The organism is Streptomyces sp. NBC_00096 (assembly GCF_045041305.1).
In the GTDB taxonomy this organism is placed as follows: domain Bacteria; phylum Actinomycetota; class Actinomycetes; order Streptomycetales; family Streptomycetaceae; genus Streptomyces.
Map to the genome: position 1 here is coordinate 7,509,792 of NZ_CP108221.1, position 21,571 is coordinate 7,531,362.

A 21,571-nucleotide genomic window follows, 5' to 3' on the forward strand; every position below is an offset into this window, starting at 1 on the left:
GCGGAGAAACACGTGCCCCAGAAGCCCCCGGCCATCCCCGCTGCGTCGGCCCAATCGAGCGACCCCGTCTCGGCCCGCGCCGTCATCACGATCGACGGGAAGGAAATCTCCGCCCAGACCGAACGGAAGGCGATCCGTGTGGTGGTCGACACCCACCGGTACCTGCCCGGCACGTTCGAGATCACTTTCGTCGAGGACGGCGGTACGGCCCCGGGCGAGAAGAAGGTCACCGAGGAACTGAAAATCGGGGACACGATCGAGATCAGCACCCCCGCCGGCAGTTCGCGCAGCGTGCTGATCCACGGCACGGTCACGTCGATGGAAGCGATCTGCGAGAACCTGATGACCTACGTCATCGTCCGCGGGCACGACCTCTCCCACGTCCTGCAGCGGTCCCGGCGCACCCGCATTTTCCCCAACAAGACGGACTCCGACATCGCGAACGACATCGCGAAGCAAGCGGGGCTGAAGGTCGACGGCGGCACCGTCCAGCACGAGGAACTGGAATACACGCACCGGCACCTTGCCCAGGTCGCGCAGACCGATTGGGACTTCCTCCAGGACCGCGCCCGGGCCAACGGCTTCGAGATGCGCATGGTCGGAGACGTGTTCCACTTCGGCCCGACCGACAACGGAGCGCAGCCTCCCCAGACGAACGCGTCGTCCCCCGGAGTGGCCCAGCGACCCCTCCTCACCTTCGGGGACGACCTACTCACCTTCCTGCCCCGACTGTCGGCACGGGAGACGCTCCCCGACCAGGTGGAGGTGCGCACCTGGGACGAGGAGAACGCCACGGTCGTGTCCGCCACCGCCGCGGTGGATTACGTCAACCCTGCGTTCCGGCGGCCCGGAACGCCCTTCAAGACCATTGCCGGGAAGAAGCAGAAGGGCAAGCTTTTCCCTCTCGACACCCATCTCGTCGTGGACCGTCCCGTAGGTGCCGGATCCGGCAGCTTCAAGGCTGCCAAGGTGCTCGCCGGCGGCATCGCGAAACAGATCGGTGCGACGACCGCCGAGGCGGAGGGTCTCACCTTCGGCAACAGCCACATCATGCCGGGCCGTTACGTCCAGATCGAGGGTGTGCCCGGCCCGTTCTGCGGGAACTGGATCGTCACCAACGTACGCCACACGTTCTGTGAGGACGAAGGGGGTTTCTTCACCCGCTTCTTCGTCACCGGCCGCGATACCGGGTCCGGATCGGTATCGCGCCGTCGGGACTCCGACGCGGGCCGACGGGCCCGCGGCATGATGTACGGCATCGTCGCCGAGGTGGCCGCTTCCCCCAGCGTCAACCGGGTCAAGGTGAGTCTGCCCCTGCTGTCGAAGGACTACAAGACCGATTGGGCACGTGTGGTCCAGTTGGGCGGCAACCGTGGCGCGGTCCTCTTCATGCCCGAGGTCGGGGACGAAGTCCTGGTGGCGTTCGAGTGGGACGACGTGAACCGGCCGATTGTGATCGGCGGCATGATGCGCAGCGGCGCGGGCACCATGCTCGGCGTCGACAAGGCGCCGGGCGGTGGCGCCAAGGGCAAGACCCACGACTCGGCTTCGGGGTCTCCACCCGAGTTGGGCAAGAAGGAAGACGAGCACAAGCCCGGCGAGGTCATACACCGCGGCATGGTCAGCAGCAGCGGCAGCAGGCTCGCCTTCCGCGAAGTCCCGGCTGGTTCGGCCCGGCCCGACGACGAGTCGTCCATCGTGCTGGCGACGGCCCTGAACGACCTGGGCCTGACCATCAACGAGACGACCGGTCAGGTACAGCTCGTCTGCAAGCCGACGACCGGCAAGGCAAAGAACCGGGGCACCCTGACCATTTCCACCAATGGCGACGGCACCGTGAACATCGACGCCGGCCCGCAGGGCACGGTCAACGTGACCGGCGGTGACATCACTCTCCAGGCCTCGAAGAAGCTGGCGCTGCAGAGCAACGGCGACCTGGAGATCAAGGGCACCAGGGTCAAGGTCACCGGTACGACGATCGATCTCAACTGACACTGCGATACGAGGACGGCATGGCTGCGAACAGAGCGGACGACTTCATAGGCGCCGGATGGGCCTTTCCCATGGGCGTGGGTGCCACCGGCGGCATCGCGCTGGTCCGGCGCGAAACAGAGCTGGAACAGGCAATGAAGATCATCCTGTCGACCTATCCGGGCGAGCGCCCCATGCGGCCCGGCTTCGGGTGCAGGCTGCGCGACTACGTCTTCCAGGACACCGGCTTCCAGACGATGGCCATGCTCTCGGAAGAGGTCCGGACCGCCCTCGTGAGCTGGGAGCCGAGGATCGACGTCCACAGCGTGCGGGCCGCCCCCGCCCCGGACGAACCGAGCCTGGTCCACATCGACATCGTCTACGCCGTCAAGGCGACCAACGATTTCCGCAACCTGGTGTTCCCGTTCTACACCATCCCGGAAGAAGGGGAAGACTACTGATGGCACTCCCGTCGCCCGATCTCGACGACCGCCGGTTCCAGGACCTGGTGGACGACGCCAAGCGCATGGTCATGCGCCGCTGCCCGGAATGGACCGACCACAACGTCTCGGACCCGGGCGTCACGCTCATCGAGACCTTCGCCTTCATGACGGACCAGCTGCTGTTCCGGCTCAACCGGGTCCCCGAGCGCATGTACGTGAAGTTCCTCGACCTCCTCGGTGCCCGGCTGCTGCCGCCCGTACCTGCGCAGGCCCCCGTCACCTTCTGGCTGGCAGCCCGCGCCACGACCGCGATGTCCGTACCGGCGGGTACCAACGTCGCCACCCTGCGCACCGAGACAGAGCGGTCGGTGGTGTTCGCCACCCGGCACGAGCTGAGGCTCCCGCCCGCCACGCTGCAGCACCTGATGACCCTCGAGTCCGCGACGGGCACGCTGCTCGCGCGCGACGAGCAGCACCGACTCCAGGTCGGGTTCCCGGCCTTCGGCGCGCAGAGTCCCGCCGTGGACGACTGCCTCCTGGTGGGCCTGACGGAGGCGGTGCCGCGGGCCATGGTCAGCCTGGACTTCACCTGCCGCATCCAGGGGGTGGGCGTCGACCCCGACTATCCGCCGTTGGTGTGGGAGGCCTGGGACGGGGACGACTGGCAGGTTTGCCGGGTGCATTCCGACGCCACCGGCGGCCTCAACCGCCCCGGCTCGATCGTGCTGCAGGTACCGGCCGGCCACCACGCGAGCATCCTCGACGGCAGGCGCGCGGGCTGGCTCCGCGCGCGGGTGGTCGAGCCCCGCCCTGACCGCCCGGTGTACAGCACCTCGCCGGTGATCGACTCGATGGACGTGTCGGTCGTCGGAGGCACGGTCGACGTGGTCCACGCCGAGATCATCCACGACGACGAACTCGGCGTGTCCGACGGCACCGGCAACCAGCGCTTCCAGGCGTCCCACGCACCCATCCTGGCCACGGCGGTGCCGGCGGTCCTCGAAGTGAGCGGTGAGGACGGCTGGACCCAGTGGACCGAGGTGGACCACTTCGCCGCGAGCGGTTCCGAAGACCGGCACTACGTCATCGACAGCACCAACGGAACGGTCTGCTTCGGCCCGGTGGTACGGCAGGCGGACGGCACCATGCGCCACTACGGTGCCGTGCCCCCCAAGGACTCGGTGGTGCGGCTGCGCCGGTACGCCACCGGCGGTGGGGCGGTGGGCAACGTCGGCAAGGGCGCCATCCGGGCCCTGATGTCCTCCATCCCCTTCATCGCGGGCGTGGGGAACCTCGCCCCGGCGACGGGCGGAGTGGACGGGGAGACCGTCGACGAGGTCAAGTCCCGCGCCCCGATGCTCATGCACACCCGCGGCCGCGCGGTGACGGCCGAGGACTTCGAGGTCCTCACCCGGGAGGTCGCTCCCGAACTGGCCCGCGTACGCTGTCTGCCGGCCCAGGAGGCCGGGCTGCCGGCCGGTAGCGTCAAGGTGCTCGTGGTCCCCGACCTGCCCGCAGGCCCGGGCCCGGCCCGCTTCGCCGACCTCAAGCCCCGGCAGAGCACACTGGACACGGTGACCCGACGACTGGACGAGCGCCGGCTGGTGGGTACCACCGTCCTGGTGGAGCCGCCCCTCTACCGGGGCGTGACGGCAGTGGCACGTCTGCGCGCGGTGCCGGGCGCCAAGACCGACCGGGTCACCGACGATGCGCTGGACGCCCTCTACCGCTACCTCAACCCCGTCACGGGCGGTGCCGACGGCACCGGATGGCCGTTCGGCCGTCCGGTGCAGGCCGGTGACCTGTACGGGGTACTCCAGCAGGTCGACGGAGTGGGCATCGTCGAGGAGGTACGGCTGTTCAACGCCAACCCGGTCACCGGCGCGCGCGGCGAGGAGACCGACCGCGTCAAGCTCGACCGCGACAGCCTGATCTTCTCCTTCGAGCACCAGGTCCTCGTGGAAGGCAGTGGAGCATGAGGGGAACGGTTCCCGGTCTCGTCACCCCCTACCCGATCGGCAGCTACCTGCCTGCCGTGTACCAGGAAGACTCCTTCGCCCAGCGCTTCACCGGCGGTCTCGACGACGTGCTCGCCCCGGTGATCGCCGTCCTCGACTCGCTGGAGGCCTACGCGGACCCGGACACCACGCCGGCGGACTTCCTCCCGTGGCTCGCCGCATGGCTGGGCGTCACGGTGGAGGAGACCCTTCCCGAGGCCGCCCGGCGCGCCCGGGTCAAGCATGCGGCGGAGGCGTTCGTGGTCCGCGGTACGTACGAAGGCCTGCGCGGTGCGCTGCACACCCTGACCGGAGTGTGGCTGGAGGTGCGGGACAGCGGCGGGGTGCGCTGCTCCGACCGGGTGGGGGGGTGCGACCCGACCGGTGCCGAGCCGCGGGTCACGGTCCTGCTGCCCAAGGCGCTCGCCGGCCGGCGGGACGCAGTCGAGACCTTGATCGCCGGCGCTGTACCGGCACATGTCATGTGGTCCGTGGAGTTGTCGAACGATGACCACGTGTCGTAAGTGCGGGTTCAACAACCACGCGGGTGACAAGTTCTGCGGCTCGTGTGGCTCCTTCCTGGAGTGGACCGGCAAGAAGCAGAAGATCGACCTCCCGGATGACCTGCGGCAGGAAGCCGAGCAGCAGGCTGCGGGACCGGCGCCGTCGGCCCTGCAGCGGATGCAGCGTGGCCTCTACGCCGATGTGGGCAGCCGGGACGCTCTGGCGGGCCGTACCGGACCGGCCGGCGTCCCCGGCATGCCCATGGGCATGGGCGGCATGGGCGGCATGGGTGGCATGCCGGGCATGGGCGGTCCTCCGGGCATGGGCATGCCGGGCATGGGTGGTCCTCCGGGCATGGGTCGCCCGGGTATGGGCGGTCCTCCGGGCATGGGCATGCCGGGCATGGGCGGTCCTCCCGGTATGGGCGGTCCTCCGGGTATGGGGCGGCCCTCGGCCTTCGACGACGACGAGGACGAGGACGAGGACGACAAGTTCCTCGCGTCCCTCCTCAAGGACAACGGCAAGGACAAGGCCGGGTCCGGCCGGGACGACGAGGATGACGAGGATGACGACGAGGAAGAGGACGACTGGCTCGCCGACCTCCTGAAGTCCGACGAGGACGACGAGGACGACGAGGACGACGAACAGGGAGGCACGGGCAAGGGCGGGGACGACGACTGGCTGGCCGACCTCCTGAAAGAGGACGACGACGAGAAGGAGTCCGACGCCGAGGACGACGAGGAGGAAGACGACTGGCTGGCCGGTCTCCTGGCGGACGACGAGAAGGACGGCGGCGACGGAGCCGACAACCAGGGCGATGACGATGACGATGACGAGGACGACGGGGACGCGGGCAAGAGCGACGAGGACGAAGGCGGAGATGAGGACGAGGACCGGCTGGACGACCTCCTGACGAAGGAGGGCGAGGGGGAGTCCGTCGCTGCCGAGGACGAGGAGGAAGACGACTGGCTGAAAGACCTCCTGAGGGAGGACCAGGAGGAGAACGGGGACGGCGGAGGCGACGTCGTACAGGACGAGGACGAGGACGACGACGAGGAGGACGGGTCCGACGACGAGGAGGAAGACCGCGAGCCCGGCCTCGTCGCGCCGGCCGAACCCGAGAGCCGCAGACCCGTTCCGCGGAGGCAGCGGGCCACCCGGTCCGCCCTGCCCGGGGACCTCGTCTGCCCCGAGTGCGATGAGAACAACGACGAGGAACGGAAGTTCTGCAGCAGGTGCGGCTCGTCCCTGGAACAGGCCGAGCTCGCGACCATGCCGTGGTGGCCGAGACTGCGGGCCAGGCTCCTCCCGGGTCCGGCCGTTCTGGAAGCCGGTCAGCGGCCGGGCCAGCCCGGCGTGCGGGACAAACGGCGCTTCAGCCCGTCCGTGCTCGTGGGCCCGACTCGACTCGTCGGCAGTGTCGCACTGCTGACCGTGACCACGCTGTACATGGTCCACGAACCCTTCCGCGTGCACGTGACGCAGCAGGCGACCGAGGTGCAGTCCCGGTTGAAGGCGACGGTCAAGCCCGAGTTCGCCCCGGTGAACCCCGTCGGGGTGGAGGAGTACGGATCCGGCGACCCCAGGCACTCGGGTTCGATGGCCTTCGACTTGCGCTCGGACACCTACTGGCTCTCCGAGGCCGAGGACGGCGAGGGCGTCAAGCTGGAGTTCGACCGGCCGGTGGACCTGACGCACCTCGTGGTGCGCAATGGTGTCCATGATGATTTCAAGGCCTATGACCGGGCCAGACAGCTGGAGCTCGAGTACTCCAACGGCCGCAAGCAGACCGTCAGCTTGGACGACGCGCGCGAGCCGCAGGCAGTGAAGCTCGACTCCCGCGGGATGGCCGACTGGGTCAAGGTCCGGGTCGTGAGCACGTACAGCTCCCGTCCGGGCAGCATGGTGGCCCTGTCCGAGCTCGAATTCTCCACCACGACCCGCGGATACCTGTTCTGAGCCGGCCGAGCACCGTGTTGGGGCGCGGACCGCACCCGGGCAAGCAGCCGTTAAGGCGCCAGTGCCTAGTTTGGCATCAAGTCACTTTTCACACACCGCAGCTGACTGCGCGGGGGAGGTGACCACCCCACGGTACGAACGCCGCGTCCGCGGCACAGGAGGGATTGAACCGATGCTCGGAAAAGGACCTGGTCGGCGCCGTCGCCCGAAGCCCACATGTACGCAGAGGGTCGCCACCGCGACCGGTGTGACGGGTGCGGGCATAGCCCTTCCCCTGCTGCTCGGTGGAACCGCGGAGGCGGCGAGCGCCGAGGCCTGGAAGAACCTGGCCCAGTGCGAGAGCGGAGGCAGGTTCGACATAGTAGACGCCAGCAACAAGTACTTCGGCGGGCTGCAGATCTCCGAACCCACCTGGCTGGCCTACGGAGGCGACAAATATGCCCCGCTCGCCCACCAGGCCACCGAGGCGGAGCAGATCGCCGTCGCGGAGAAGGTGCTCGCCGGTCAGGGAGCCGGTGCCTGGGGAGCTTGCCAGGAGCACATTTCGGGTGAGCCGGCAGAACCCGACAAGCAGCCGCCGGCAGACTCGGACCAGTCCGGGCAGTCCGGGGCCAAGGAGAAGGCCCCGGGCGAGAACTCCGACGGTGGCAAGGACCGGGCCGACGGTACGTACATCGTCAAGCCGGGCGACAGCCTGTCCGCCATCGCCCTGGCCCACGCCATGGACCGCTGGGAACCGCTCTACGAGGCGAACAGCGCGCAGATCGAGGACCCGAACGAGATCAGGCCCGGGCAGAAGTTCGTCATGCCGAAGGGTGCCGAGTCCAAGCCTGCCAAGTCCAAGCCTGCCGAGACGAAGCCTGCCGAGACGAAGCCTGCCGAGTCGAAACCGGGCAAGCATCGCAAGCCCGTGGCACTGGTCGACGGTCCCGACGTGTCGATGACCAACGGTTACAAGCAGGCAGGGAACTACGCCCTGGGCTTCCACACGGGGATTGACTACGCGGCGCCCGCGGGCAGAGGGGTCAACGTCCCGGTGGACGGCAAGGTGCACAGCGTGGGCTGGGAGGGGGCTTTCGGCAAGACGGTGGTCATCCAGCACGGGCCCCAGGAATTCACTAGATACGCACACCTGAGCGAGTTCAAGACCAAAGTCGGCAAACCCGTGAAGGCGGGCACGAGGATCGGCCTCGTGGGCAGCACGGGCAACAGCACCGGCGCCCACCTCCACTTCGAGGTCGGCTCTAGGGCCGACACGCACTCCAGCAGCATGGATCCGGAAGCGTTCCTGGCGTCCCATGGCGTCGCGTCCGCAAACCGCTGAGAAGGGGAGCGTGCACAGTGATCCGGCACGACATGTTCCAGCAGGACATGCTGCGGGTACGCCCCGCGGACGAGCAGGAGGAGCAGGCCGCGCGCGTCGTCGTGGCTTCCCGGTCCCGCGACGCCACCGACTGCGAGACCCTCCTGGGGATGCTGGGGCTGTTCCCGAAGCCGCCGCCGGCACCGCACCCGACCGCCCGCATCCACCTTCTGCCCCCGCTCCTGGAGGGGAAGCGGCGGGGGCGGCACGAGTGAATGCCTCGTCCGCCGGTGGCCGGCGGTCCGGTCGGGCCGCCGGCCACCGGCGCGCGTGGGCGGCCGGGCCGGTCCGGGCCGAGAGGTGGAGCCCGGAGGTCCCCCTGCTTGCTGGCCGGTCGGACGACCCGGGCGGGCCGTCTGACCTGCACAGTGGGCGGCGAGCGCAGCGGAAAGGAAGCGAGGCGGCCATGGGGTACGACGGATGGGGCGACGGCGACTGGACGGATGCCGCCGCGTGCCAGGGCATGGACGTCGAGGCGTTCTTCGCCACGACCATGAGGACCTCCGCGGTCGCCCTCACGATCTGCCACGGGTGCCCGGTGCGTGCCGAGTGCAAGCAGTACGCCGAGAAGAACCGCGAGGCCTTCGGGATCTGGGGAGGTCTGACCGCCAGGCAGCGGGGCTGGCCCTGACCCGCTGATCCGCTGCCAGGCCGACGATGGCTCTGCGGACTATCCTCGAAGGTGCGCACCCGCGCCCCGCCGTATGCCGACGAGTCCGAGGTGATTCCTCCATGACGGAACGGATCCGGGTGGTCATCGCGGACGACCACCCCCTCTACCGCGAGGGTGTGCGCAGGGCGCTGGCCTGGAGCGGGACCATCGACGTGGTGGGTGAAGCCTCAAACGGCCGGGAAGCCCTAAAGATGATCAAGGAGCTGACGCCCGAGGTCGCCCTGGTCGACTTCAGGATGCCGGACATGGACGGCATCGCCCTGACCCGGTCGGTCGCCCAGTGGAAGATCGCCACTCGGGTGGTCATCGTCAGCGCGTTCCAGAACAGCGAGCTCGTCTTCCGTGCCCTGGAGGAGGGTGCGGCGGGCTACCTGCTCAAGGACGCCAAGCGGACCGAGCTGGTCGAGGCGGTTCGCCAGGCCGCTCTCGGCAGGACGGTCATCCCCCCGGACCTCGCGGGCGGGATCGCGGACGAGATCCGGATGCGCGCGCAGTCCGGCGGTCCCGTGTTCACGGCCAGGGAGCTGGAGGTGCTGCGCGACTTCGCCGAAGGCATGAGCATCCCGCAGGTCGCGCAGAAGCTGTTCCTCGCTCCCAGCACCATCAAGACCCATGCCCAGCACCTCTACGAAAAGCTGGGCGTCAGGGACCGGGCCGCCGCCGTCGCCGAGGGCATGCGCCGCGGACTGCTGGACTGAATCCCGTCCCGAATCCTGCCCCGCCCCCGTACCTACCCGCCCCCGTACCTACCCGCCCCCGTACCTACCCGCCCGCGTGACGGCTGAGGCTGCGCCGGTGCGGCCCCTGATCCGCCGATCGGGGGGTCCGGGCCCCCCCGGCCGGAGGGCCTCGCCGCTCCGTCCGGCTCCCTCGATCACGGGATCCGGAGCACACCCTCCCGAGCGCACTCTGTTGCTGAGGGTGCCGATCGGGCGCCACCGAGGGCACGGAGACGGGCATGGCTTGGACGCGCGTGACAGTGATCGAGGACGACGCGGAGATCCGCGAGTTCCTGTCGGCCTCCCTGCGGAAGATGAAGTACGACGTGCACGCGGTGGCCCGCGGTACCGACGGCCTCAGCCATGCCGCATCGGCCGCCCCGGGCGGCGTGATCATCCTCGACCTGGGGCTCCCGGACATCGACGGCCTGGACGTCCTCAAGATGCTCCGCGCCACGGTGAGCACCCCGGTCCTGGTGGCCAGCGCCCGCGACGACGAGAGCCACATCGTCCGCGCCCTGGACCTGGGCGCCGACGACTACGTCATCAAGCCGTTCTCCGCCGAGCACCTCGACGCCCGGATCCGTGCCGTGCTGCGGCGCACCGGAGACCGCCGCCAGGAGAACGCGTACCACGTCGGTGGGCTGAGCGTGGATCTTGAGGCCCACACCGCCACCCTGGACGGCAGGGAGCTGGAGATGCGCCCCAAGGAGTTCCGGCTGCTGGCGTACCTCACCCGCAACGCGGGTCGGGTGGTCAGCAAGGACGAGCTCCTCAGGGAGCTCTGGGACGACGCCTTCGGTGCGAGCGAGAAGACCATCGACGTGCACCTGTCCTGGCTGCGCCGCCGGCTGGGCGAGACCGCGGCAGAGCCGTGCTACCTCCACAGCGTGCGCGGCGTCGGAGTGAAGATCGTCGACCCCACCGCGTAGCATGAGGAAGAGATTCGCGCTGGTCAGCGCGCTGACCACCCTCCTGGCCGTCATCCTGCTGGCCGTCCCGCTGACCTTCTACGCCCGCCACGCCCACGTGGCCCAGGTCGATCACGACGCCGTCATGCAGGCCCAGACCCTGGCCACCCTGACCCGCGAGTCACCCGAGCTCGGCACCGAGCAGATCAGCTCCTGGATCGCCGACCAGCAGGCCGCCGTGCGCCCCACGGTCGTGATGCCTTCGGGCACGCGCTACGGCGCCGCCGTGCCGTGCACGCCGCAGCCGGAGCCCGACCGCCCCGGCGACCTCGAACAGTGGACTTGTCACAGTGACCGCGTCGCCAGCCTGTCCGTGGCGATGCCCGACGGCGGCCAGGCCCAGATCGACGTGGCGGTGAACACCGCGGGGGCGAACGAGGCGACACTGCGCGTCGTGGCCTTCCTGGTTGCTGCCGCCGTCATCCTGCCCGCCGTGTCCGCCGCCTTCGCCGACCGGCTGGCCCGGTCGCTGGTGCGTACGGTCAGGGAACTGACCGACGTGGCGGCGAATCTGCGCCAGGGGCGGTTGGACGCCCGGTTCGGCGGGGAAGGCCCGCCGGAACTACGCCAGTTGGGCGACACGCTGAACGCGCTTGCCGCCAGGATCGACGCCTTGGTCACCAACGAACGTGAGTCGCTCGCGGACCTGTCCCACAGGCTGCGCACTCCCATCACGTCACTGGTGCTCCAGGCCGAGGCGCTCAAGGGCCAACCCGGCGCCGACCGGCTGCTCGCAGGCCTCGACGCTTTGAACAGCGAGGTCACCAGGGTGATCCGGCACGCCCGCAAGCCGATCGCCTCCGAGGGCGGTCTGACGGCAAGCCTGGACGAGGTCGTCTCGGAGCGGGTGGCGTTCTGGACGGTCCTGGCCGAAGAACAGGGACGTGCCTGCGAACTGACGATCCGTGACTCCGGCTGCCAGGTGTACGTCCAGCAGGCCGAACTCGAAGCCGTCGTGGACGTGTTGTTGGAGAACGTGTTCACCCATACCCCGGAGGCTGCGGGCCTGCGGATCACGGTGCGGGCGGCCGCGAATGGCGGTGCCGAGCTGACCATAGACGACGACGGCCCGGGGTTCTCCGACCACCGCGTCGTCGAACGCGGGCGCAGCACCGGCGGGTCGAGCGGCCTCGGGCTGGACATCGCCCGCCGTACGGCGACGATCTCCGGCGGCCGCCTGACGCTCAGCGCGGCGCCGTCCGGGGGAGCGCGGGTGACCGTCGCCTTCGGCGGGCCCGTGGTGTCCCGCCGCTCCGGAAACCGGCCGCAGGCACTGCGCTGCGAGACGAACAGCCGGGCCGTCGCGGCCCGCACGACCGAGGGAGAACAGCCGTGGGAATCATGATCCAACTGATGTACCGGCACTGGCGCACCTGCCGGAAGTCCCGCCACGAGCTGCGGAGATGGCATCACGAACGCGAGGTGCGGGTCCGGGGCCGTGATGCCGCGGACCGGTCCGATTGACGCGAGGAGTCTGTGCAGACGCCCGGCTGGGGTTTCCCAGCCGGGCGTCTTGCGCGTGCGTCGGTTGGGCCGGTCGGCGACAGTCCGGCACGCTTCCGTGTTTCCTACGCCCAGCTCCGTGAGCCGGGTACGGCCCCCGCTCACGGGCGCCCTGAGTCAAAAGGCCGTACGCACCGGAGCGGGTGGGGTGGCAGAACGGTTGTTCTGCCGCCCCACCCGCTCCGTGGCCGGGCGGTCGCGGTCAGATGAGGCCCTCGCGGATGGCGTAGGCGACGGCGTGGGGACGGTTGCGCAGGTTGAACCGGTTGTTGATGGCGTGCAGGGTGTTCTTGACGGTCCGTTCCGAGTAGCACAGCTCCTGGGCGATCTCATTGGTGTCCAGCCCCTGCGATACCAGGCGCAGGACGTCGGCCTCGCGGTCGGTGATGCCTGAGTAGCGCTGCCCCCGCGGGACAGCCGCCTGGTGCTGGAGCCGGGACACCTGCTTGAGCAGCGTCCCGACGAGGTCGGGCGGGAGCACTCCGGCCCCGCGGTCGACCGAGCTGATCACCTGCACCAGTCCGTCGGCGGTGACGTCCTTGCGACGGGCCAGGCCGCTGATGCCGGCCTCGGCGGCCGCGAACACGCCGTCGTCCTCGAGGGACGAAGCGACGAGCACGATGCGCTGAGTGCCCTGGCCCCGGGTCGACTTGATCAGGGCGATGGCGTTGTCGTCGATCTCGTCGACGACGAGCACGGCGATCGCCTCGGGGTCCGCGTCGCGGCGGTCCACGATGTGCACCTCGGGCCGGATGCGGAGGGCGGCGATGACGCCCAGCTCGGAAATGGAGTCCAGGGCCTGTACGAAAACAGCGATCCTCTGCGACATGAAGTCCCTCTCGGAAGCGGAGTACTGAGGAGAAACCACCGGGAGAGGTCCGCTGGGACCGCAATCCCCGGTTGGTGTATCCATGGTGTGCCCGCGGAGGTTAAGCGGAGGCTAGAGCAACCGGTGCGAAGGATTGTCCGTTCGGGAGGCCAGCCGTGCAGCCGCTACAGCAGGATGTCCTCGCCGTCGATCGCCACCCGTACCGTGGAGTCGCCGTCCAGTTCCACCCGGTAGTGGCACAGGCCCACCGGCCTGGTGCGGGCCTCGTCCTGCCAGCCGAACCCGCCGAAGGACAGCCAGATCTCTCCGGTCTGGTCGGGCTCGATGACCGTCGTCGTGCGGCCGTCGAGCATCACGTTGCCCGAGATGCCGCCGCCGATGTACTCCCGGAGCTCCACCGTGCACTCCAGGCGCCCCGTCTGGGGCCGCGGAGTGAAACGGAATGCCAGGGTGTCGGCCTCGAATGCGACCAGTCCGTCCCGGATTTCGTTGCTCGTGATGTCGAATTCCACGAGCCGGGCGGGGTTCCAGGTCGTGGGCTGGTCGTTTCGTATGTCCATGAGCCCATTGTCCCCGCGCGGGCCCTCCTTGTTGTGGGCCGGACCGCCATCCTGCCTGAAGGCGAAGGAGGCGTGCCCGTCGTATTGACCGGGCGCCGATTTCCGCGGGCGCCGACGCTTGTGACAGTTGCTCCATGGGAGTCATCGCATCGCTGGACGAACGAGTTGTCACCGTCGAGGCGGGCGAGAGCATCACCTGCCCGGTGCGCCTCCACAACAACGGCCGCACGGTGGACACGTTCACCCTCGACGTGCTCGGGGACGTCGCCGAGTGGACGGTGGTGGAGCCGGAGACCGTCAACGTCTTCCCGGGCGACGACGCGGTGGTGATGGTCACCTTCGCGCCGCCGAGGTCCGCCGAGATCCCGTGCGGGAAGAAGGCCTTCGCCCTGCGGATCATGGCCCAGGAGGACACCGAGGGCTCGGTGATCGAAGAGGGCACCGTCGAGGTCGGCGGCTTCTCGGAGGTGGCGGCCGAACTCGTCCCGCGCACCGTTCGCGGGGCCCGTACCGCGCGCACGAAGCTGGCCGTGGACAACCTCGGCAACGGGCCGGTCACGGTCCAGTTCACCGGCAAGGACGAGAGCGGGGCGGTGGACTTCCGCTTCAAGCCGGTCCAGACCGTCGTGGCGGGAGGGACCACCCAGCTGATCCCGCTGCGCATGCGGATGAAGCGACGCTTCCTGACGGGGCAGCCCAAGACGTTCCCGATCGAGATCGGCCTGACGGCCTCGGACGGCACGAAGATCGAGACGGCCGGCATGGTGGTCCAGCCCGCCCTGCTGCCGCGCTGGCTGCCCAAGGCCCTGACGTTCTGTGTGGCCGGTGTGGTCCTGCTGGCCGTACTCGGACCCAGCGTCCTCGATGCCGAGCCGACCTCGAAGGCCATCACCGGTGAGGAGCTCTCGGATCCGCCCGGCGGTCAGTCTCCGCCGCCGCCCGGTGCCTCGCAGTCGCCCGGTCCGGGCAGCTCCCCCTCGAACCCGCCGGAGGGTGACGACGCCAAGGGTGAGGGCGTAGGGAAGAAGGGCGCGGGACAAGCGTCGCCGGTATCGGGCGACGACGGCGGAACGAACGGCGCCAGCGGCAAGGGCTCCCAGAGCTCGGGCGGCACCAAAGACGGCGGTTCCACGAACAAAGGTTCCACGAACGGCAGTTCTGCGAACGACGGTCCCACCGGCAGCGGGTCGTCGGGCGGGGACCCCGAGACCACCACCGAGAACATCCGCCTGCAGGGCCAAGCGACGTCGGAGAGCGCGGCGTTCATGACCCGCAAGCGCGTGGTCCTGCCGGGGCAGACCATCACCGCCCAGGAGGTCATCCTCGACAACCCGACGGGCTCCGCCGGCACGTTGGAGATCCGCCGGAACAGCACCGTGCTGCTCAGAGAGGATCTCGCCACCCTGACACACAAGCGGCACGTGTTCTCGGGCGGAGAGAAGTTCAAGAGCGGGGACTCGATCGTGGTGGCCGTTCAGTGCCGCTCGGCGAGCGTCTCGTGCACCCCCACTGCGCTCTTCCGCACCAAGATCACCACCAGTTGACCCGACTGCCCGTCGACCCCCGCCATTTCAGCGAGAGGACATCTTCCATGCCCGGATCCCCGGCAGCACGGCTCGGCGACAAAGTCGTCGGCACGGACTACCACTTCGTACAGTTCCAGACGCCGGCCGGCCCCCTCATCCAGTGCCTGCCCTTCGTCTTCCAGGCCGGCCTGGCGGGGGGCTGCTGTCCGACCGTGCGCATCGGGGGCAAGCCCGCGGCCACGAAGGACACCAGCGCCACGATCAGCCCCCCGCACGTCCCCCCGCCGTCGGCGATCTTCCCGAAGCCTCCCCAGAACAGCGGAACCGTACTCATGGGCAGCGTCACCGTGCGCATCGGCGGCAAGCCCGCGGCGCGCGTCGGCGACACCGTGCTGACGTGCAGCGACCCGGTGCCCGCCCCCAACGGGAAGATCGTTGCCGGGCACCAGAGCGTCCGCATCGGCTGAAGGCGGCAGCGGGCCCGGCGGTACGCCGAAAAGCCGCCGACCGGCCGGTTCATCCGGCCCGTCGGCGGCTTCGGTGCGCGGCCGGTCAGGAGGCGGGCACGCCTTGCGCGTAAACCGACAGCTCGAAGCCCACGGCGCCGAGGTCGCAGCCGGGCTCAGCCACCAACGCCAGCGCCCCGCCGCCCGCCGCGGTGGTCACGAACAGCACCCCGCCGTCCATCTCCACCAGTGTCTGCACCACCTCACCGCCGCCGAGCAGGGCGGACCCGCCGGCCGACAGGCTGGCGAGGCCGGTGGCCAGCGCGGCCAGCTGGTCCGCGCGGTCCCGGGACACACCGCCCGAGGAGGCGACGACCAGGCCGTCACCGGAGGCCACCACGCCCTCCTCGATGCCCGGGGTACGGGAGACGAAGCCCGAGAACCCCGCCTGAAGGTCGACGGTCTGAGCGGCTGTGCTGTTCAAAAGTGTTCCTCCGGTTCGGTTCATCTGCTGCATTGCATGCATTCCCTCCACGCCGGTCACCTCCTGCCTAGACATGCGCCCCGGTATGGGCCCGCAGGGCCTCCCGGACCACCTCGACCAGCATCTGCTGTACGTCGTGCCGCTCGCGGGCGTCGGTGTAGAGCACCGGCACGGAGCCGGCCACGCCCAGGGCGCTGCGCACCTCGTCGGGCCGGTGCAGCCGCTGCCCGTCGAACGGGTTGAGGGCCACCACGTACGGCAGCCCGCAGTTCTCGAAGTAGTCGACGGCGGCGAAGCTGTCCTCGAGGCGCCGGGTGTCCGCGATGACCACACCGCCCACCGCACCGCGCACCAGGTCGTCCCACATGAACCAGAAGCGGTCCTGACCCGGGGTGCCGAACAGGAACAGGATGAGCTCCTCGTCGATGGTGATGCGCCCGAAGTCCATGGCGACGGTCGTCGTCTGCTTGAGCGGGGTGTGGCCGAGCGCGTCCACGCCCGCCGAAGCCGCCGTCATCACGGCTTCCGTGCGCAGGGGTTCGATCTCGGAGATCGAACCGACGAACGTGGTCTTGCCGGCACCGAAGCCCCCGGCGATGACGATCTTGGCGCTGGTGATCAGGCGACTGCCCGTCGTGTTCACTCGCTTCTCCTTGGTGAGGGCATCAGAGGTTTTCCAGCCCGCGCAGCAGCCGGTTCAGCATGGTCGCCGGGGCGCCGTGTCCGGTCTGCTCGTGGACATGGAGCAAGCCGGCGTCGGCGAGGTCCGCGAGCAGTACGCGCATGACGCCGAGGGGGATCCCCAGCAGCGCCGAGACCTCGGCGACCGATCGCGGGTGCAAGCACAGGGTGCGGATCTGGTCGTGTTCGGGAAGCAGCGAGCCGGCGTCCTGCCTGCCGGGAGCGGTCTGCACCAGGGTCTCCAGCTGCATGTGGCGGCTGGCGTGGGTGCGGCCCCGGGTCAGGGTGTACGGACGTGGCCCGAAGTCGCCGGCCGTGGAGTCCGGGCCCCCGGAGTCCGCGAACGCGGTGCTCACGCGGCGGCTCCCGGCGCCTGTGGCAGCAGTCCCGGCGCGAAGGAGGCCATGGCGGGCACGGTCGAGGGATCCCGTCGGGCGGGGGTCAGTACCTCTCCGCACTGTCGCGCGAGACGGGTCATGTGGTAGCCCGCGACACCCAGGTCGCAATGCGGTGAGGCGAGCACGGTGAGCAGCGACCCGTCGGAGACCGACATGACCACGATGGTGCCGTAGGCCATCTCCACGACCGTTCGGGAGACCCCGCCACGGCCGAGCAGCTGAGCCCCGCCGCTGCTCAGGCCCACGATCCCGCTGCTGACTGCCGCCAGCCGGGTGGCTTCGCCCGCCAGCCCGGCGGACGAGGCGAGCAGGAGTCCGTCCGCCGACACCACGGCGGCCGAGCGGATGCCCACGACCCGGTCGGTGAAGCGGTTGACGATCCAGTCGAGGCTCTCCGTGGTCGGCACGGCCGGGGCGCTGCGCGCCGGGGAGAGACGGTGTTCGAGGTTCATGCCTGGCCTCCTTCGTGGCGCTGCGGCCGGCCTTCGTCCTCGGCGCGGGTGATGCCCTGGTGCAGGGCACCGAGGCGGCTGCGCAGCCGCTCGGGCGCAGCGGACGTGCTGTGGAAATGCGATGTCGCGTCCATGCGCGGCGCCGCGGGATCGCTCACGGGCGCCCCGGGCTGGAACGGCTGCTGCACTCCCTGCCGGGCGTGCACGTCCTCGACGGCATACGGGCTGTCCTCCATCGCCACGCTGCCGGGCTTGAGCCGGGCCATGGGAACGCGGCGCGGCAGCCCGTCGGGCGCGTCCTGCCCGGCAGCGGGCTCAGCCGTCGGCGGGGCGGCCTCCTCGTGGCGGTCCTGGACGCCGTGGGCGTCCGGGACGGTCAGCGGCGGGAGCGCCGCGGCGGTCCAGCCGGAGGCCACACCGAAGTCGCTGTCCCGGGGTGCCCGGGTCCGGCCCGGTCCGGAGGGATCGGGGCGCTGCGGCGGACGCGTACGCCCGCCCTCCGGGGATGCCGGACCGGCTGCAGCCGCCTCGTCGGCGGTCGGCGGGGCCTGTCCCGGCGTCGCGGGCTCCTCCGGAGTCCGTGCCCGGGCCGGAGCGGCGTACGGGCCGGCCGGGAGCGTCGGGGCGGCGACTTCGGCCGCGTCAGGCCGGGGGGATACCCGGACGGCCAGTTCCTGCGGCAGGACGACGAGCGCGGAGGTGCCGGAGGAGGCGGCCCGCAGCCCTACTTCGATGCCGTGCCGGCGGGCCAGCAGGCCGACCACGTACAGGCCCATGTGCTCGGACGCGTCCGGCGCGAGCGCCTCGCCCGAGGCGAAGTGGCTGTTCGCGAGCGACAGCTTGGCCTCGTCCATCCCGATGCCGTGGTCCCGGATCTCCACCAGCACGCGCCCGTCCGGCAGTTGCTGCGAGCCGACCTGGACCTCGGTCTGGGGACTGGAGAACATCAGGGCGTTCTCCAGGAGTTCGGACAGCAGGTGGGCGACGTCGCTCACCGCGTACCCGGCCACGTACACCGGCGGCAGGGACAGGTGCCCCACGCGCTCGAACTGCTCGACCTCGGACATCGCCGTACGCACCACATCCAGCAGGGACATCGGGCGGGAGGCCCGGGACATGCTCTGTCCGCCTGCCAGGACGAGGAGGTTCTCGCTGTTGCGCCGCATCCGGGCCGCCAGGTGGTCCAGCTCGAACAGCCGCTTGAGCTGCACGCCGTCGTCCTCGTTCTGCTCCAGCGTGGTCAGGATGGACAGCTGTCGCTGGACCAGGCTCTGGTTGCGGTGCGAGAGGTTGCGGAAGAGCGCGCTGACCGACTCGCGCAGCTGCGCCTGGTCGCCGGCGAGCCGGACGGCCTCGCGGTGCACCGCGTCGAACGCCTGCGCCACATCGCCGATGTCGTCACGGGTGGTGATCCCGGTCGGCGGGACCTCCAGGTCCACGGCCGACAGCGGGTTGTCCTGGAGATCGCGCATGAGGCGCGGGAGCCGGACCTCGGCCGCGTCGGTCGCCGATTCGTGCAGCCGGGTCAGGCCCTGGGAGATGCTCCGCGAGACCGCGAAGGCCAGCCCCAGGGCGGCGACCAGCAGACCGGCCGTAATGCCCGCGTCGAACCGGGCCTGGCCCATGGCGTCGTCGTACTGGGTCTTGCTCTCGGACACCAGCTGGTCGGAAACTCCCAGAGCCAGCTTGCCGAGCATGTCGACCCGGGCGCCTGAGTTCGCGTACCACTGGGCCGGAAGCGTCACCCCGGACAGGTCCTGAGGCGCTGCCAGCATCTGCTGGAGGGCCTTCTCGGCGTTCTGGGACTGGGCAGATTCGGTGATCTCGGTGTAAGCGGCGCGGTCGGCCGGCGGGGCGGCCATGGCGAACTCACGCTGGGCCATCTCGCGGATCTTCTCGGTGGCCATCAGCGACGCCCGCTCGGTGGGGGAGAGCCGACCCTCCGCCTTGGCCTGCGACATCAGAGCCCGCTGGCTGGAGAGCATCGACGTGCTCAGGGACAGGGTGTAAAGCCCCCAGCCCTGGGAATGCGACTGGGCCAGCTGTCCGTCGAGCTCGTTGTCGATGCTCAGCAGCGGCATGATCAGGCTGAGGTACGCGGTGTCCGTCATCGAGCCGGAGGCATCGTGGTCGGCGGCCGCGCGGATGTGGGGAAGAGTGGAGAACGCTTCCTTGACCGCACCGAGGCGGGTCTTGAGCTGACCGCTCGAGGACAGCGGTGCGCTCTCGTCGAGGAACTGCTGCTGCAGCTCGGAGGTCTGCTGCCGCACCTGCGCGAGGCCGTTCCCGCCGGCCGCGGTGCGCGCCGTGGGGTCGATGGTGACATCGCGCTCGTGCTGGAGCTGCTGCACCAGGGCGGTGCCGGTCCGTGCCAGCTGCGCCACCTCGTGGAACTGCTCGTATCGCTGGGCCACGTCCAGCGCGCTGTCGACCCGGAGCGCGCCCAGTACGGTGGCCACGATCAGCGGGATGGCGATCACGGCCAGGAGTCGGGTGCGTACCCGCAGGTCGCCCAGGCGCAGCCGGCGCCCGGGGCGACGCTGCGCAGTGCTGTCCGCCGCTGTGGTCCCGTGCCCCGGGGTGGTTGCGGTCGCGGACTCGGCCGTCGCGGGCCCGGCCGGGCCCAGCGGCGACGCGCCTGACCGGCGCAGGGGAGCCTTGCGAAGCCTGAACCGGCCTTCTCTCTGCATGCGCATGTGTGTCACTTCCGCTTGCTCGGAGCCCCGGGGCGCCGGAGCGGCGCCACTGGAGCGGGCAGTCTCCGCCGTGCTGGCGGCGGAGGGGGCCTGCCTGCGCGGGAGGTGCACACCGCGATGCCGGCAAGGCCACCTGTCTCGACCGTAGGCGCGTGGCCCGTTCCGCCGGACCCGCCGGACAAGGGACGGGGCCGGGGGAGCGGCCCCTCCTCCGATCGGCCCCGCGGGCCGGGAACGCGGGCGAGTACGCAGGACGCCCCGTGTCCGGTGCGCGCAGGCGGGCTGCGTGCACCGGACACGGGGCGGCGGGGGATCGGCGGGGCGGTGGGGCGGTGGAGCGGTGGAGCGGGAGGCCGTGCCAGGGCTACTTCCCCAGGACCTGGGCCCACCAGATGACCTGGGACCGGGTCGTGCTCGCGATGCCCATCCTGTCGAGGGCCGGGTCGAGGAGCTTGGCCCGCTGGACCGGATCCTTGAGCCAGTCGTTCACCGCGGCCTGCGCACCGACTTCATTGCGGCTGATGCTCACGGTGGTCCCGGCCGCCACGCCCGGCTGCGGGGCCGGCGCTCCGGTGACGATGCCGGGCGTACCGGGCTCGTCCGGCAGGTCGGCGACGGTGCGCCCGGCGAGGTCGCCGAGCGTGGAGTCGAGCCTGAGCGGGGCGCTGCCGGCCTGCTCACGAGCCTGGTTGACCAGGCTCAGCACCACGTCGGGGGAGGTGGAGTCGAGCTTCCGCTGCAGGGCATCGGCGCGCTTGATCGCTGCGGCCTGGGCCTCGGGTGCGGAACCCTGCGCACGGCCGTTCGTCGTGGCGGCCGCCGGAGGGGGCGTCTTGGCCCCTGCGGCGGACTGCTGCCGTGCGCTGGGGGACTGCCTCGCCGCCTCGGATGCCGGTGCGGGGTGCGCCGCGGGCTTGGCCTGCGACGGTTGTGCGGCGTGCGACGACGGCTCACCGTCGTCCGTCGCAGGCTGGGCTGCGGGCGCGGGACGGGCGGCCGCAGCATGGGCTATGCGTGGCATGACCTCGTGCAGGCCGGTTACTCCGCCGGCCGGCACCAGGGCGGCGGCCAGGGCGCCCGCTCCTGCCGCCGCGACCGCGACGGAGGCGACGAGCCGGGCCCCGGTGGGCAGCACGTGGGCTGTTCCCTTGACCGGAGGGGTCTTGTGGCGTCCCATGGGCTGCCCTTTCCTCGCTGCGCGGCCCGTCCGGTTGGCCGGACGGGCACTCTTGCCGAAAATGTATGCCGCCGGTCCTCGCGTGGACGTCGGCCCAAGGTGGTTCCAGGGCCCGTGCGACCGGTTCCGGCCGTGGATCCGGCGCCCCGTGTCCGGGCCCCTAGCCCGGCCGGAGCCGGTCCCCGCAGGGGCCTGCGCCCGTGTCCAGGTGGTCCCGGG

Annotated in this window: 21 protein-coding genes; 13 read left to right on the forward strand and 8 right to left on the reverse strand. The window is 70.4% G+C overall.

Annotated features, from left to right (window positions below):
* Positions 1 to 12: 12 nt before the first annotated feature.
* The 11 genes from OG904_RS33625 to OG904_RS33675 all read left to right on the forward strand — a co-directional run bounded on the left by OG904_RS33625 (position 13) and on the right by OG904_RS33675 (position 11,945).
* The gene (locus tag OG904_RS33625) at positions 13 to 1,992 is read left to right on the forward strand and encodes a VgrG-related protein (protein WP_405497604.1); all 1,980 of its coding nucleotides are present in this window, start codon (positions 13 to 15) and stop codon (positions 1,990 to 1,992) included.
* Positions 1,993 to 2,012: 20 nt separating this feature from the next.
* Positions 2,013 to 2,432, forward strand: a complete 420-nt coding sequence (locus OG904_RS33630; protein WP_405497606.1) for a GPW/gp25 family protein — start codon at positions 2,013 to 2,015, stop codon at positions 2,430 to 2,432.
* Positions 2,432 to 4,393 (forward strand): putative baseplate assembly protein, encoded by a 1,962-nt coding sequence (locus tag OG904_RS33635; RefSeq protein WP_405497608.1) that lies wholly within the window; start codon positions 2,432 to 2,434, stop codon positions 4,391 to 4,393. The genes OG904_RS33630 and OG904_RS33635 overlap by 1 nt, the downstream gene beginning before the upstream one ends.
* Positions 4,390 to 4,935: a phage tail protein I gene (locus OG904_RS33640; RefSeq protein ID WP_405497610.1), complete on the forward strand. Its 546-nt coding sequence runs from the start codon at positions 4,390 to 4,392 to the stop codon at positions 4,933 to 4,935. The genes OG904_RS33635 and OG904_RS33640 overlap by 4 nt, the downstream gene beginning before the upstream one ends.
* A complete protein-coding gene (locus tag OG904_RS33645) occupies positions 4,919 to 6,874 on the forward strand; it encodes an NADase-type glycan-binding domain-containing protein (RefSeq protein WP_405497612.1) in 1,956 nt (651 codons plus the stop codon). Before OG904_RS33640 ends, OG904_RS33645 begins: the two co-directional genes overlap by 17 nt.
* A gap of 247 nt (positions 6,875 to 7,121) precedes the next feature.
* Positions 7,122 to 8,198: a peptidoglycan DD-metalloendopeptidase family protein gene (locus OG904_RS33650; RefSeq protein ID WP_405497614.1), complete on the forward strand. Its 1,077-nt coding sequence runs from the start codon at positions 7,122 to 7,124 to the stop codon at positions 8,196 to 8,198.
* 17 nt (positions 8,199 to 8,215) lie between these two features.
* Positions 8,216 to 8,452, forward strand: a complete 237-nt coding sequence (locus OG904_RS33655; protein WP_405497616.1) for a hypothetical protein — start codon at positions 8,216 to 8,218, stop codon at positions 8,450 to 8,452.
* 191 nt (positions 8,453 to 8,643) lie between these two features.
* Positions 8,644 to 8,868, forward strand: a complete 225-nt coding sequence (locus tag OG904_RS33660) for a WhiB family transcriptional regulator (RefSeq protein WP_405497618.1) — start codon at positions 8,644 to 8,646, stop codon at positions 8,866 to 8,868.
* 101 nt (positions 8,869 to 8,969) lie between these two features.
* Positions 8,970 to 9,608 carry a response regulator gene (locus OG904_RS33665; protein WP_405497620.1) on the forward strand — a complete coding sequence of 213 codons (639 nt, stop codon included), beginning with the start codon at positions 8,970 to 8,972 and terminating at the stop codon, positions 9,606 to 9,608.
* 260 nt (positions 9,609 to 9,868) lie between these two features.
* Positions 9,869 to 10,561 carry a response regulator transcription factor gene (locus OG904_RS33670; protein WP_405497622.1) on the forward strand — a complete coding sequence of 231 codons (693 nt, stop codon included), beginning with the start codon at positions 9,869 to 9,871 and terminating at the stop codon, positions 10,559 to 10,561.
* Between the two features lies 1 nt (position 10,562).
* A complete protein-coding gene (locus OG904_RS33675) occupies positions 10,563 to 11,945 on the forward strand; it encodes a sensor histidine kinase (RefSeq protein WP_405497624.1) in 1,383 nt (460 codons plus the stop codon).
* Between the two features lie 360 nt (positions 11,946 to 12,305).
* Here OG904_RS33675 and OG904_RS33680 read toward each other — a convergent pair whose 3' ends face one another.
* Together OG904_RS33680 and OG904_RS33685 are read right to left on the reverse strand one after the other, a co-directional pair.
* Complete coding sequence (locus tag OG904_RS33680; RefSeq protein ID WP_405497626.1) at positions 12,306 to 12,932, reverse strand: response regulator transcription factor; 627 nt, start codon at positions 12,930 to 12,932, stop codon at positions 12,306 to 12,308.
* Positions 12,933 to 13,096: 164 nt separating this feature from the next.
* Positions 13,097 to 13,492, reverse strand: coding sequence for a hypothetical protein (locus tag OG904_RS33685; RefSeq protein WP_405497628.1), 396 nt, complete (start codon positions 13,490 to 13,492; stop codon positions 13,097 to 13,099).
* Positions 13,493 to 13,626: 134 nt separating this feature from the next.
* On the opposite strand from OG904_RS33685, the gene OG904_RS33690 reads away from it, so the two are divergent.
* Both OG904_RS33690 and OG904_RS33695 read left to right on the forward strand, forming a co-directional pair.
* Positions 13,627 to 15,036: a hypothetical protein gene (locus OG904_RS33690; RefSeq protein ID WP_405497630.1), complete on the forward strand. Its 1,410-nt coding sequence runs from the start codon at positions 13,627 to 13,629 to the stop codon at positions 15,034 to 15,036.
* A gap of 47 nt (positions 15,037 to 15,083) precedes the next feature.
* Positions 15,084 to 15,485, forward strand: a complete 402-nt coding sequence (locus OG904_RS33695) for a PAAR domain-containing protein (protein WP_405497632.1) — start codon at positions 15,084 to 15,086, stop codon at positions 15,483 to 15,485.
* An 85-nt stretch (positions 15,486 to 15,570) separates the two neighbouring features.
* Here OG904_RS33695 and OG904_RS33700 read toward each other — a convergent pair whose 3' ends face one another.
* From OG904_RS33700 to OG904_RS33725, 6 genes are all read right to left on the reverse strand, one after another.
* Positions 15,571 to 15,948, reverse strand: coding sequence for a roadblock/LC7 domain-containing protein (locus OG904_RS33700; RefSeq protein ID WP_405497634.1), 378 nt, complete (start codon positions 15,946 to 15,948; stop codon positions 15,571 to 15,573).
* Positions 15,949 to 16,015: 67 nt separating this feature from the next.
* Positions 16,016 to 16,591 carry a GTP-binding protein gene (locus OG904_RS33705; RefSeq protein ID WP_405497636.1) on the reverse strand — a complete coding sequence of 192 codons (576 nt, stop codon included), beginning with the start codon at positions 16,589 to 16,591 and terminating at the stop codon, positions 16,016 to 16,018.
* Between the two features lie 22 nt (positions 16,592 to 16,613).
* The gene (locus OG904_RS33710) at positions 16,614 to 16,985 is read right to left on the reverse strand and encodes a DUF742 domain-containing protein (RefSeq protein ID WP_405497638.1); all 372 of its coding nucleotides are present in this window, start codon (positions 16,983 to 16,985) and stop codon (positions 16,614 to 16,616) included.
* Positions 16,982 to 17,479, reverse strand: a complete 498-nt coding sequence (locus OG904_RS33715; protein WP_405497640.1) for a roadblock/LC7 domain-containing protein — start codon at positions 17,477 to 17,479, stop codon at positions 16,982 to 16,984. Before OG904_RS33715 ends, OG904_RS33710 begins: the two co-directional genes overlap by 4 nt.
* Positions 17,476 to 20,175 carry a nitrate- and nitrite sensing domain-containing protein gene (locus tag OG904_RS33720; protein ID WP_405497642.1) on the reverse strand — a complete coding sequence of 900 codons (2,700 nt, stop codon included), beginning with the start codon at positions 20,173 to 20,175 and terminating at the stop codon, positions 17,476 to 17,478. Before OG904_RS33720 ends, OG904_RS33715 begins: the two co-directional genes overlap by 4 nt.
* 364 nt (positions 20,176 to 20,539) lie before the next feature.
* Entirely contained in the window at positions 20,540 to 21,352 is an 813-nt protein-coding gene (locus tag OG904_RS33725; protein WP_405497644.1) for a CAP domain-containing protein, read from the reverse strand.
* Positions 21,353 to 21,571: the final 219 nt, after the last annotated feature.

Excerpts from the sequence above, each read along its gene's own strand:
- OG904_RS33685 (WP_405497628.1), bottom strand. The coding sequence starts at position 13,492 with ATGGACATACGAAACGACCAGCCCACGACCTGGAACCCCGCCCGGCTC.
- OG904_RS33715 (WP_405497640.1), bottom strand. The coding sequence starts at position 17,479 with ATGAACCTCGAACACCGTCTCTCCCCGGCGCGCAGCGCCCCGGCCGTG.
- OG904_RS33725 (WP_405497644.1), bottom strand. The coding sequence starts at position 21,352 with ATGGGACGCCACAAGACCCCTCCGGTCAAGGGAACAGCCCACGTGCTG.
- OG904_RS33690 (WP_405497630.1), top strand. The coding sequence starts at position 13,627 with ATGGGAGTCATCGCATCGCTGGACGAACGAGTTGTCACCGTCGAGGCG.
- OG904_RS33680 (WP_405497626.1), bottom strand. The coding sequence starts at position 12,932 with ATGTCGCAGAGGATCGCTGTTTTCGTACAGGCCCTGGACTCCATTTCC.
- OG904_RS33640 (WP_405497610.1), top strand. The coding sequence starts at position 4,390 with ATGAGGGGAACGGTTCCCGGTCTCGTCACCCCCTACCCGATCGGCAGC.
- OG904_RS33630 (WP_405497606.1), top strand. The coding sequence starts at position 2,013 with ATGGCTGCGAACAGAGCGGACGACTTCATAGGCGCCGGATGGGCCTTT.
- OG904_RS33675 (WP_405497624.1), top strand. The coding sequence starts at position 10,563 with ATGAGGAAGAGATTCGCGCTGGTCAGCGCGCTGACCACCCTCCTGGCC.
- OG904_RS33635 (WP_405497608.1), top strand. The coding sequence starts at position 2,432 with ATGGCACTCCCGTCGCCCGATCTCGACGACCGCCGGTTCCAGGACCTG.
- OG904_RS33670 (WP_405497622.1), top strand. The coding sequence starts at position 9,869 with ATGGCTTGGACGCGCGTGACAGTGATCGAGGACGACGCGGAGATCCGC.
- OG904_RS33665 (WP_405497620.1), top strand. The coding sequence starts at position 8,970 with ATGACGGAACGGATCCGGGTGGTCATCGCGGACGACCACCCCCTCTAC.
- OG904_RS33645 (WP_405497612.1), top strand. The coding sequence starts at position 4,919 with ATGACCACGTGTCGTAAGTGCGGGTTCAACAACCACGCGGGTGACAAG.
- OG904_RS33720 (WP_405497642.1), bottom strand. The coding sequence starts at position 20,175 with ATGCGCATGCAGAGAGAAGGCCGGTTCAGGCTTCGCAAGGCTCCCCTG.
- OG904_RS33695 (WP_405497632.1), top strand. The coding sequence starts at position 15,084 with ATGCCCGGATCCCCGGCAGCACGGCTCGGCGACAAAGTCGTCGGCACG.
- OG904_RS33660 (WP_405497618.1), top strand. The coding sequence starts at position 8,644 with ATGGGGTACGACGGATGGGGCGACGGCGACTGGACGGATGCCGCCGCG.